Source organism: Romboutsia lituseburensis DSM 797 (assembly GCF_900103615.1).
Taxonomy (GTDB): domain Bacteria; phylum Bacillota; class Clostridia; order Peptostreptococcales; family Peptostreptococcaceae; genus Romboutsia_F; species Romboutsia_F lituseburensis.
In genome coordinates this window covers 42,638-55,340 of record NZ_FNGW01000002.1, presented here as the reverse complement: position 1 = coordinate 55,340, position 12,703 = coordinate 42,638, and the positions used below count along the sequence as shown (strand labels likewise).

The 12,703-nt window shown below is 26.4% G+C and carries 10 protein-coding genes; 9 read left to right on the top strand and 1 reads right to left on the bottom strand.

Annotation, left to right across the window (positions count from 1 at the left end):
* Positions 1-32: 32 nt before the first annotated feature.
* From BLP75_RS03485 to BLP75_RS03465, 5 genes are all read left to right on the top strand, one after another.
* Complete coding sequence (locus tag BLP75_RS03485) at positions 33-947, top strand: DUF2935 domain-containing protein (protein ID WP_092722953.1); 915 nt, start codon at positions 33-35, stop codon at positions 945-947.
* Between the two features lie 283 nt (positions 948-1,230).
* Positions 1,231-2,517, top strand: a complete 1,287-nt coding sequence (locus BLP75_RS03480) for a hemolysin family protein (RefSeq protein ID WP_092722951.1) — start codon at positions 1,231-1,233, stop codon at positions 2,515-2,517.
* 201 nt (positions 2,518-2,718) lie between these two features.
* Positions 2,719-3,228, top strand: coding sequence for a DUF3189 family protein (locus tag BLP75_RS03475; protein WP_092722950.1), 510 nt, complete (start codon positions 2,719-2,721; stop codon positions 3,226-3,228).
* 190 nt (positions 3,229-3,418) lie between these two features.
* The gene (locus tag BLP75_RS03470; RefSeq protein WP_092722949.1) at positions 3,419-5,146 is read left to right on the top strand and encodes a methyl-accepting chemotaxis protein; all 1,728 of its coding nucleotides are present in this window, start codon (positions 3,419-3,421) and stop codon (positions 5,144-5,146) included.
* Between the two features lie 47 nt (positions 5,147-5,193).
* The gene (locus tag BLP75_RS03465) at positions 5,194-6,312 is read left to right on the top strand and encodes an acyltransferase family protein (protein WP_092722947.1); all 1,119 of its coding nucleotides are present in this window, start codon (positions 5,194-5,196) and stop codon (positions 6,310-6,312) included.
* A gap of 205 nt (positions 6,313-6,517) precedes the next feature.
* On the opposite strand, the gene BLP75_RS03460 is transcribed toward BLP75_RS03465, so the two are convergent.
* Complete coding sequence (locus BLP75_RS03460) at positions 6,518-6,967, bottom strand: staygreen family protein (RefSeq protein WP_092722945.1); 450 nt, start codon at positions 6,965-6,967, stop codon at positions 6,518-6,520.
* Positions 6,968-7,537: 570 nt separating this feature from the next.
* Here BLP75_RS03460 and BLP75_RS03455 point away from each other — a divergent pair.
* The 4 genes from BLP75_RS03455 to BLP75_RS03440 all read left to right on the top strand — a co-directional run bounded on the left by BLP75_RS03455 (position 7,538) and on the right by BLP75_RS03440 (position 12,636).
* The gene (locus BLP75_RS03455) at positions 7,538-8,434 is read left to right on the top strand and encodes an SH3 domain-containing protein (RefSeq protein ID WP_092722943.1); all 897 of its coding nucleotides are present in this window, start codon (positions 7,538-7,540) and stop codon (positions 8,432-8,434) included.
* A gap of 377 nt (positions 8,435-8,811) precedes the next feature.
* Positions 8,812-11,310: a heavy metal translocating P-type ATPase gene (locus tag BLP75_RS03450; protein ID WP_092722941.1), complete on the top strand. Its 2,499-nt coding sequence runs from the start codon at positions 8,812-8,814 to the stop codon at positions 11,308-11,310.
* A gap of 281 nt (positions 11,311-11,591) precedes the next feature.
* Positions 11,592-11,960 carry a phage holin family protein gene (locus BLP75_RS03445; RefSeq protein ID WP_092722939.1) on the top strand — a complete coding sequence of 123 codons (369 nt, stop codon included), beginning with the start codon at positions 11,592-11,594 and terminating at the stop codon, positions 11,958-11,960.
* Positions 11,961-12,153: 193 nt separating this feature from the next.
* Positions 12,154-12,636: a hypothetical protein gene (locus BLP75_RS03440; protein ID WP_092722937.1), complete on the top strand. Its 483-nt coding sequence runs from the start codon at positions 12,154-12,156 to the stop codon at positions 12,634-12,636.
* The last annotated feature ends 67 nt before the right edge of the window (positions 12,637-12,703 follow it).

Below are 12,703 nucleotides of genomic sequence, written 5' to 3'. Positions count from 1 at the left end.
ATGTAGTAAAATATTTATTTTTAGGAGGAACTATGATAAACGATCAAAGATATGTTATTTTATCACTTGAACTACATTTATTTTTTTCAAGAATAATGAAGGAACACTCTTTCTTTTTAGAAGCTGGGTTTACACCTAAAGATTCAAGTCTTGCTAATGAGGCAGAATATTATAAAAATGAGTTTGAAAAACTACTATCATATGCAGTAAGTGCTAGCAACGGGATAATAAGATCGAGTGTATTAAACTCTGGGGAATTTATAACTGATTTTACATTAGGAGCAGAGATAAAGACTCAAAATTTCACAGGTATAGAGATAAATCAAAATATAACTAAGATGGAGTCAGAACTACATAGTGGAAACAATCCTAAGGTTAGCTTTAATCGAGTAAACTATGTAAGCAAACTTAATGTAAATGCACAGAGACTTCTTGGAGGACTTATTAATTTTAAGCAGAAAATACTAAATGGTATTTTGTCATGCAATTTATTTACAGTTAACTATCCATTACTTATTGAACATATACTCCGTGAAGCAAAATTATATCTTTCATTAGTAAATGATCTTGAAAATAGAGTTGACATTGATACTAAGAATATTAGAGAAACAGAGTTATTTTGGGATCAAATTATGATGGAACACTCACAATTTATAAGAGGATTACTTGATCCTACTGAAGAGAACTTGATTGATACTGCAGACGAGTTTGCTCATGAATTTAAAGATTTAATGGAAGAAGCACAGGCTATTACAGATGCTACAATAAATAGTATTACAGGCGAGACTTTAGATAAAACTATCCAACTTAAAAACTTTAAGCAAGCAGGTACAGAAGGAATCTCTAGTTGTAAAATAAGATCTATAATACTTCCACTTCTTGCAGATCATGTACTAAGGGAGTCTAATCATTATATTAGATTGTTAGAAACTTATAAAGAAATATAATTTAATTCAATAATTTTAAAAAATATATACAAGATGTGGTCTTCAACTTAATAAGTCTCCTACCCTGATATAATTAAAAATTAATCATAGCAGAGTGGGAGATTTAAGTTTATATATAAGTAATTTAACTGAAAATATGAAAGATGTATTTTATATTTATGAAATAAATAGAAGTTAAATATCTTTATAAATATATTTAACTTTTATTTTATTGTAAAAGGTTAATAATAAATCATATAGTAATTTGTCTTTATACTAATTTGAGAGGTGAAAAAATATATATATGATTATTTTTATAAATATACTTTTAGTATTTTTTTTAGTATTTTTAAATGGATTCTTTGTTGCGACAGAGTTTGCTATGGTAAAAGTTCGAAAGTCTAGAATAGAAACCTTAGATCTTCAAGGTAATAAACGTGCTAAGAAAACTTTAATAGTTATTAAAGATTTAAATTCATACTTATCTGCTTGCCAACTTGGAATAACTTTAGCATCTTTAGGATTAGGATGGATAGGAGAGCCTGCTGTTTTAAAGCTGTTAATGCCAATATTTAATCTATTCAATTTGCCAGCAAGTGCTGAACACTCAGTTGCATTTATTATTGCATTTTCAATTATAACTGGTTGTCATATTGTATTTGGAGAATTGGTTCCTAAATCACTAGCAATTATAAGTTCCGAAAAAATAGCTTTAAGTACAGCATATCCACTTATACTTTTTTATAAATTGACGTATCCTGTTATGTGGGTATTTAATCATAGTACTAATTGGATATTAAAGATATTTGGACTTTCTCAGGTTGATGAACATGAAGCAGTTCATACTGATGAAGAAATAAAACTATTAGTTGAAGAAAGCTATAATCATGGTTTAGTAGACAAAACTGAATTGATTCTTGTAGATAATATATTTGATTTTTCTAACAAAACAGTTAAAGAAATAATGGTACCACGTACTGATATTACAAATATTTTTATAGAAGATTCTTTTGAGGATATTATATCTTATACATTAAATGAACATCTTACTAGATATCCAGTATGTAGAGGAAATAAAGATAATGTTATTGGATTTATACATATTAAAGATTTATATAGGCAAAAGATTGAGGGTAATAATCAAGATATAAAAAATATAATTCGTGAGATTAAATTTATTCCAGGATCTGTACCAATAAGTGAACTTCTTAAAATATTTAAAAAAGAAAAAGTACAAGTAGCCTTAGTTATTGATGAATATGGAGGAACCGCTGGTCTAGTAACGATAGAAGATATTCTAGAAGAAATTGTGGGCGAAATTCAAGATGAGTTTGACAACGAAGAAGATTCGATTATTAAAACTGAAGATAACTCATATATTGTAGATGGAAAAGTGAGCATTGAAGATATTAGCCAACTTTTATATATAGATATCAATGATGAAAATATAGATACTATCGGAGGATGGGCTTATAGTCAATTAGATTCATATCCAAAAGTTAATGATAAGTTTATTTATAAAAATTATGAGTTTATTATACTAAAATGTAATAGAAAAAGGATAAATAAATTATTCATTAAGAATATATAATAGGAAAATAATTTGTTTAAAATATATATATGCGACTAAAATATAAAAAAGTAATTCAGGGAGGATCCAATTGATATATATTTACTTATAAATATTAGATATACTTGCTAAACTTTATTTAAATATTGTTTAGTTCCAATATTTAATGTATATACTAGAAATATTAAATAAAAGTAAAAAATAAGAAATTAGGTGATTTTATTGATATACATATATAATTGTTATGGAGGTACTCACTCATCTATATTAGCAATTGCTTATCACTTAGAAATATTGGATGAAACCAGAGAGCCAACTAAGGACGAAATATTGAACTTGCCGAACTTTAATAAGTTAGTATATGGAAACCGTGGAGAACTTTTTTATTATGGAACCGATAAATGTGGAAATAAAGTTTATGCTGTAGGAAGAGGGGGTTCAAAGGTTTTGATTCCAGGGTTATACAATTTAGCTTCGATGCTTCATAAGCAAAATCTATTAAATGAAAAAATTATATTTTCAAATACATCTGCTACAGTTCCATTACCAATGACCTTTGGAGGAGTATTTTCTAGATGGTTAAAACTTGACTTTATAGGAGTTCCATTGCTTATAAAAGGAGCAAAACAATCATATAAAAATATTATAAAACTTGTAAATCAAACAAAGAAAATCTCCAATGAAAATAAGTCCAATGTTATTATTTTAGATAATAATGAATTTAAGTCATGAAAAAACCGTATCACAGGTAAGTGATACGGTTTTTTCATGACTTAAAAAAATTTATTAATTAGAATAAATGAAGATTTATGAAAATTAATATTATATTATAATAATAGTTATAACATGGAAAAATATGTAAAAAAATGATACAATAAAACTTGGACTAAATAGTTAAAACAACATATATGGAGGGTAAAATATGAATACAACAAAAAAGGCATTTTTAAATATAGCAGTACTATTTGTAGTGCTATTTATATTTTCATCATTTTTAGGGTGGAAAATTATAAAAGAAGAATCTATTAGCACTAGCTCTGAAGAAGGTATAAGAATGCTTAAATCAATAGAAGAGATGATTGATAAAAATAAGTTACAGCAAGTATTAAAAACAAAAAGCATTGATGATAATTATTATAAAGAACTAGAGGGTAAGTTAACGCAAATTGTAGATAAAAATAAATTACTTTATCTTTATACATATAATATGGATGATTCTAGAAATGGCTTAGAATATGGGGTAGTAGCTAACTCATTTAAGGATGGTACTTTAGATACATTAGGAATGGATATAGCATCGACTGATGTAACGAATGAAATGAAAGGAGCTTTAGAAGGCACTTATTCTACTTCAGGTATAATTGATAGTGAAGAATGGGGAAAACTTATGTCATGTTATATACCTATTAAAGATGATTCAGGAAAAATAATAGGCGGTATAGCAGCAGATATTCCACAACAAGAAATTTTTAATAAAGCTTTTAAAATGTTATCTAAGATTCAAATTACTTTATTATTAGTTTGTGCTATGCTAGCAATTGCTGCATATAGCTTTATTCGTAAGAATATAACTAAACCTGTAGTTGAATTACAAAAAGATCTAGAATTAATTTCAGAAGGTGATTTTACAAAACAGGTTAATCAGAAACTTTTAAATAAAAAAGACGAAATAGGACTTATAGCTAACTCTATAGAAAATACTAGAACATCTATACAAAATATTACTTCTAATATAAAAGAAGAGAGTATTTTAATTAATAAATTAGTAGATGAAATATATACAAATGTTAATATGCTAACAGAAGAAGTAAATGATATAGCAAATGTATCTGAGAATGTATCTCAGGGAATGGAAGAAACAACAGCATGTATGGAACAAATAAAGTTTGATTCAACAGTTTTAGGCAATGCAATTGTTGAGATAGAAGAAGATGCTAAGAGTGGAGTAGACAAAAGTAATTGTATAAATGAAAGTTTTAGTGAATTTAAAAATATAGTAAGTGAGTCTAAAGAAAATCTTGATAATGTTTATTCAGAAGTAGAGGTTAATTTAAATGAATCTATAGAAAAAACATCTAGAATTCAAGAAATAATAAAGTGCGCTGAAATGATTTCTAGAATTAGTGATCAAACAAAAGTACTTGCAATTAATGCATCAATAGAAGCAGTAAGGGCTGGAGAGCATGGAAAGGGATTCTCTGTAGTAGCAGAAGAAGTAAAAGAATTGGCAGAAGAATCTAAAAAGGTAAGTTCTTTAATTCAAGAGAGAACTAATTCAATTGTTGCATCTGTTAAAGGCTTAGCAAATGAATCTAGTAATATTTTAGAATTTTTAGATAAGAAAATACTTAAAGATTATGAAATGTTTTTAGAAATGGGTAATCAATATTCTCATGATTGTAATACTATGAAAGAATTATTTGATAATTTCTTCAAAATGACTAATGATTTAAATGAAAGTATTAATTCAATAGGAAACTCAATAAATGACGTTGTTTTAGTAACAAATACAACAACAGAAGGATCAGTAGGTATAAGTGTGAATGTAAACAATATAAATGTTAAATTTAAGGATATTTTTGAACAAATAGAAAATACAAAATCAAAAAGTGATATGCTAAAATCTTTAGTTGCAGATTTAAAAATATAAAGACTTAGAGGACATATTAGAAAACATAAAAGAAGGGAAAATTAAGTATGGATATTTTTAATAAAGAAAAAATTAATTCTTCATATCAGAAGGATTTAGATTTAGCTAAAGCATTAGCAATTTTATTTATGATATGGGTACATGTTAATGAATACTATCAAACTTCAGCTATAGAGGGTGGTGTTTATAATAGAGTAGTTGAATTTTTAGGAAGTCCATTCTCAGCACCGATATTTATAATTTTACTTGGAGTAGGTATTGTATATTCAAGAAGAAGTACTGCTAAATATTTATTTAATAGAGGGATAACTTTATTATTATTAGGTTATGGATTAAATATAGTTATGGATTTAATCCCAAATACTATAGTAGCAATTAGAACTAACGATATGAGCTATATTCAATCAGGATTAGAATCTATATGGGGAATTGATATATTAGCATTTTCAGGTTTGGCATTTTTATTTTTCTCTTTAATTAAGAAATTTAATATTTCAAACAAAGGATTATTTGGAATTTGGTGTGCATTAATGACCTTAAATATATTTTTAAGAGGAACTACTGTTGAAAACAAAATTATTAATATAATTTGCAGAGGAATATGGGGAACTGATGAATTCTCTTGGTTTCCATTCTTATCATGGATTACATTTGCTATATTAGGATACTATTTTGGTCAAATCTTAATAAGATGTACAAATAAAACTGTTTTATATAGGAACATATTATTTATAACTACACCACTTTCAATAATGCTATGGATTTATTCCTATGTAAACAATGTGAAATTTGGAGCTTTTGGAGCATTATACCAAACAGAGTATTATCACCAAGATGTTATGGGTAATATTGTATTATGTGTTTTTGCATTATTTTGGATAAGCTTTTTACATTTTGTATATCAGTATATTCCGGAGATAATAAAAATAACTATCAATAGATGGAGCAAAAATACTAATTTAATGTATTGTATACATTATACTATCATAGGGTTTTCTGTTTTAGTATTAAAAACAGAATCATATATGCCGTTACAAATTATTGTACTAGCATTAAGTATATTTATTTTCACAGATGTACTTTGCATATTTATTAATAATATAAAGTCAAAAAAAGTTTCTAAAGATTACACGAAAAGTGAATGTGGAGTTTTACAAAATCTATAAAGCTAAATTTATTAATAGAAAAAACATCTTAAGAAATTAAGAATAAATGCTAAAAACACCTATAATTATATAATTATAGGTGTTTTTTAGGCTACATAAAAAATTTATAACATATGATGTAAATATTAAAATTTACCTGTATAAAATATATTTTACAGGGTTAAGTAAATATCTTTATACTAAAAATATACTTTTATTATTAAAATTAGATTATATAATCTTTTACATATCCATAAAATTCGTAATTATTAAATATTGGAAAAAGAGAATCAAATTTGACATAAATAGGAGAATTAATAAGTTTAGGATATTCCTTTATTAAGTCCTTATCACCATAAATTATAGCTTGTAATGCTAAATTCATATGATATTTAAAAGCACTGTACTTCATCAAAGCAGAAAAATAGTCTAAATCTCCAATATAGGCATATAAAAATAATCCGTAATCATTATCATATATTATTCTCCATGTACCTAAAAGTTCATCTCTTAAATCTTGATTTATAACTTTATAATTATATTCATCGGCTATGTCTAAAAACATCATACCAGTCTCATCAGAATGTGTAAGTGTATATTTCCTACCTTCAATAGGGCCATAAGGGGTCATAGGTTCTATAAAAGTTGTTTCTAGTTTATCAGGATTAAATTTCATATTATCACCAACCTAATACTTTAATTTATGTATAATATTAGTATTAATATTGATGTGTTACATAAGGCATTACTAAGGTAAAGTCTTAATGTTAATTATACTTACACCTTATTTATATAACTTAATATTTTACTGTGAAACATGTAAAAATACGTAACTGATATATTTAGATAAAAAATCATAAATAGAGAAATAAAGAAAATAAGTACAACAACTTGTCTTTTTTACGTTTAATAAAAGTATCCAAGAATACAAAAATATATAAAATTAAGTAATAAATTTAAGTATTTTAAACAAAAAAATAAAATTTTTTTTACAAACAAAAACAAATTTTAAAAAATACATTTGAACCCTTAGAATTCTAAGGAATAATAACTGTCAAAAAAAGTTATTATTTGTAAAAAAGTGTAACTATTTTGTCACTTTTTGCAGAATGAGGTGTTTACAAAGAAGTAAAATTATATTAGACTAATAATCAAGTTACAAAACAGTAACAAAATTTTAAAAAACGAATTTTATAACAAGATAGTTAATCATATATAAATTTTATAAATTAAATGGAGGAATTTTATGAGGAAAAATAAAAATATCAAAAAATCATTAATATTAACCATAGGTTTAGCCGTTGGAGGGTTATATACTTCAACACATACTGTACACGCTGTAGAAAGACAAGTAGTAAGAACAGAAACATTAAACGTAAGAAAAGCACCATCTGTAGAAGAATCTAAAGTAGAAATTTTAGATAAAGGTACTGTTGTTGAGATATTAGAAAAAAACAAGGAATGGAATAAAATTAAAATTGATGGAAATGAAGGATGGATACATTCAGATTATACTAGCAACGAAAAAGCTAAAGCAACTGTAGATAAATTAAATGTAAGAAAAGGACCATCAATAAAAGATTCTAAAATAGAATTTTTAAGTAAAGGAACGGATGTTGAAATTTTAGAAGTAGAAGATGATTGGTACAAAATTAAATATGATGACAAAAAAACTGGTTGGGTAAATGAAGAGTATATATTAACAGAAACTCAAGTCAGACAATTACAAAAAGAAGCTTCAGTTGCTAAAAAATCTGTTGCTAAAAATAATAATGCAGTAGTATCAAATAATAATGTAAACAGCAATGAAGTAGCATCAAATAATTCTCAAAATAATAATGAAGAAGATAAAACTACTTCTTCTAACAATAATACAGGACGCTCAATGACTGTAAATGCAAGTGCATATTCAGGACATACTATAACAGCTACAGGAACTACTCCTAAATGGGGAACTATAGCAGTAGACCCTTCAGTAATTCCATACGGAACTAGAGTATATATACCTAAATTTAATATGGTATTTATAGCAGAAGACTGTGGTGGAGCTATAAAAGGTAATAAAATAGATATATTTATGAATAGCGAATCAGATTGCAATAGCTTTGGAAGACAAAATATAGAAATACAAATATTAGGATAAATATATACTACTAATTTGAAGTTATAAATAATAATTTAATAAAATAGAAAAATTAAAAGGATGAATTACCTATATTTTAGGTGATTCATCCTTTTAATGCTTCTATTAAGTTTATAAATTGATATAAGTTATTATAAAATGCATCTTAGAGAAAAATATTTACTTAATTAGACTTAAAATAAGTGTTAGTATAAATAACTATTATTAATTAAATTTTTTTATAAAGTTTATTGACAAATAAAAAATAAGATATATAATTATATTAAAGATATACCCTGTGGGGGTATATTAGATTTGTAAAGCGGCTGAATTAAATACACAAATATTTATTAATATACAAATCAAATATAAATTAAAAATATGAAGGGAGTGCTAATATGAGCAAAGTAATAAAAAGAAATTATAAAGTAACAGGAATGACATGTTCAGCTTGTGGTAAAGCAGTAGAACGAGCTGTAAAGAAAATAGATGGAGTAACTAGCCAAAGTGTAAATATGGCTACGGAAAAAATTAATATAGAATACAATAGTGATAAAGTTAAATTTGAGGATTTAGAATCGGTGGTAAAAAAAGCAGGATACAACCTATTAGAAGATATTAAATATAGTAAGATAGACTTTAAAATAGGGGGGATGACTTGTGCATCTTGTGCAAAAGCGATAGAAAGAGTAGTAGATAAATTAGATGGAATAGATAGTATAAATGTAAATATAGCTACTGAAAAAGCTACCATAAACTATGATTCATCCAAGCTAAAGCTAACACAAATAAGGAATGCTATTGAAAAAGCAGGTTATAAAGTATTAGAAAAGAGTGAAAGTAAGATTCCAAATATAGATGAAGACAAGATAAGAAAAGAGAAAGAAATAAAATCTTTATTTACTAAATTTATAATTGCAGTAGGATTTTCAATACCACTATTTTATATAGCTATGGGTCCGATGATATCAAAACCATTTGGACCATGGCCAGTCCCAAGCATCATAGATCCTATGTTAAATCCATTAAATTATGCATTAATTCAGTTGTTGCTAGTTGTTCCAGTTATGATTGCTGGTAATAAGTTTTATACTAATGGATTTAAAGCATTAATAAATAAAAGTCCTAATATGGACTCATTAGTAGCGATAGGAACTTTAGCAGCATTTTTATATAGTGCATACACTACATTTAAAATGGCAACTACAGACATGATGGTAGGTCATGGACACCATCAATTATATTATGAAAGTGCTGGAATAATAATAGCTCTAATATTACTGGGTAAATATTTAGAGTCAAAATCAAAAGGTAAAACAAGCGAAGCAATAAAGAAACTTATGGGACTTCAGCCTAAGACAGCGATTGTAATAAAAGATGAAAAAGAGATAGAAATATCAATAGAAGAAGTAGAAGTAGGAGATATAATAATAGTTAAGCCAGGAAGTAAGATACCTGTAGATGGTATAGTTATAGAAGGTCATACTTCAGTTGATGAATCTATGCTTACAGGAGAAAGTATACCTGTAGAAAAAAATGTAGGAGATAAAGTAACTGGAGCAAGTATAAATAAAAATGGAAGTATAAAATTTAGAGCAGAAAAGATAGGGTCAGATACTGTTTTATCTCAAATCATAAAGTTAGTTGAAGATGCACAAGGTAAAAAAGCGCCAATAGCAAAACTTGCAGATACCGTATCAGGGTACTTTGTACCAGCTGTAATAACAATATCTTTAGTATCTGCATTACTTTGGTTTATATTTGGAAGCAAAGATTTAGAGTTTGTGTTAACTATATTTATATCAGTTCTTGTAATAGCTTGCCCATGTGCACTAGGTTTAGCAACACCTACAGCAATAATGGTAGGTACAGGAAAAGGTGCAGAAAATGGTATATTAATAAAAGGTGGAGAAGCATTAGAGTTATCACATAAGATAGATACAATAATATTTGATAAGACAGGAACAATTACAGAAGGTAAACCTCAGGTTACAGACATAGTAGTAAGTAAAGATATAGACAAAAACTATCTATTAAAGATAGCAACTAGTGCAGAAAAAGGATCAGAGCATCCACTAGGAGAGGCTATAGTAAGATATGGTGAAGAAAAAAATGTAGAAGCTTTTAAAGTAGAAGAATTCAAGGCTATACCAGGACATGGTATAGAAGTAACTATAGATAATAAGACTGTAATACTTGGTAATAAAAAGCTTATGGATGATAAAAAAATAGGGCTAGGAAACTTAAAAGAAAAGTCAGATAAACTTGCAACACAGGGAAAAACACCTATGTATATAGCTATAGAAAATGAGCTAGCAGGTATAATAGCTGTAGCTGACGTTGTTAAAGACAGTAGCAAAAAAGCCATAGAAAAACTTCATAGTATGGGAATAAAAGTCGCTATGGTTACAGGTGATAATAAAAAAACAGCAGATGCAATAGCAAAAGAAGTTGGAATAGATATAATACTTGCAGAAGTTTTACCACAAGATAAATCAAACGAAGTTAAAAAACTTCAAAAACAAGGTAAGTTTGTGGCAATGGTAGGAGATGGAATAAATGATGCTCCGGCATTAGCACAAGCTAATATAGGTATAGCAATAGGAAATGGAACAGACGTAGCTATGGAATCTGCAGATATAGTATTAATGAGAAGTGATCTAATGGATGTTCCAACAGCAATAAAATTAAGCAAAGAAACAATGAAAAATATTAAACAAAATCTATTCTGGGCATTTGGATACAATACAATAGGTATACCAATAGCAGCAGGTGTTTTATATATATTTGGAGGACCATTATTAAATCCAATGTTTGCAGCAGCAGCTATGAGTTTAAGTTCAGTGTCTGTAATAGGTAATGCACTTAGACTTAAAAAATTTAAAGCATATAAATAAAATTTACTTTTAAACTATAATAAAAAAAGATATTAGTATAATTTGCTAATATCTTTTTTATGAGTATTTATTTTATAGCAATTGAATTATTTCATGCTTAATATATTTTAATCAATATAGCTAATGGGAAATTCACACAAAAAATTAAAATTAAAATTTTTATAATGTTATAGGGAATATTATTTAATATAGTGGTAAATATAATTAAAAGCAGTTAAACAACAAGTTCAATGATTTTGCTAAAACATATAAAATATTAATCTATTAAAGGAGTGAATTCTATGGCATACAATAATGACAACAAGGGAGAAAATGGTAGTAGCTTTTTAAGATGGATAGGAAGATTTTTATTAGTAGCTGTTATTTTAATGATAACATCATTTTTTACTCCAGGTTTTACAATCTATGGAACATGGTCATTTTTACTAGCAGCTGTTGTAATATCAGGATTAGATTACTTGATAGAGTTAGTTATGGGAGTTGATGCATCTCCTTTTGGAAAAGGTATAAAAGGATTTGTAGTTGCAGCAATAATAATATATTTTGCACAATTTTTAGTTCCTAATATGGGCGTATCTATTATAGGTGCAATATTAGCAGCAGTAGTTATTGGAATTTTAGATGCAATATTCCCTGTTAGAGCTATGTAACTTAAAATTGAAATATTATATGATATTATATAAATATGAAATAAATTTAAAAATAAAAAGTACTGATCATTTAATGATTAGTACTTTTTATTTTGTTTAAAAGTTGTCATTAAACTATTGTTAAATATATTTGTATAGTGTATTATATAAAATTATTTACATAAATTATAAGCGTAGAGAAGGAGAATTATCATTGGAAGGAGCAATTTTATATAAAGGTGAAGAATTTTATACAGATTTAAACAGGATATTTAGATCAATTAACAATAAACAAAATGAATACAATTGGCTTATAACGGATTGTACGTGTTATCCTGAAAATCCAGAGTATGATTTAAGAATGAATCAAAAATATTATTGGATTAAAGGTGAAGATTTAACATCTATGATTAAAAATGAAAATTTTCAAATTATATGGGGAGTTTTTTCAGGATTTAAAAAAGATGTTGAATTTGAAGATGTAATGAAATTTAACTTACCTTATGCACAGGAGTATAGCGGCTTTTGGGAAAAAGAGTTATCAATACAACATCCTTTAGCAGAATTAGAGATTGTTGCTTGGGATAGTTCAATTACAATTTTTATAAGCAAAAGAGAAAGTTTAGTTAGAAATTTTAGATATAAATTTTCTAAATCAGAAGATTTAAAATTATATAATAAATTATGTTCAGTATAGCAAATTATAAAGTACTAATCATTTAATGACTAGTACTTTTGTTTTTAATTCAAATAAATAATAGATT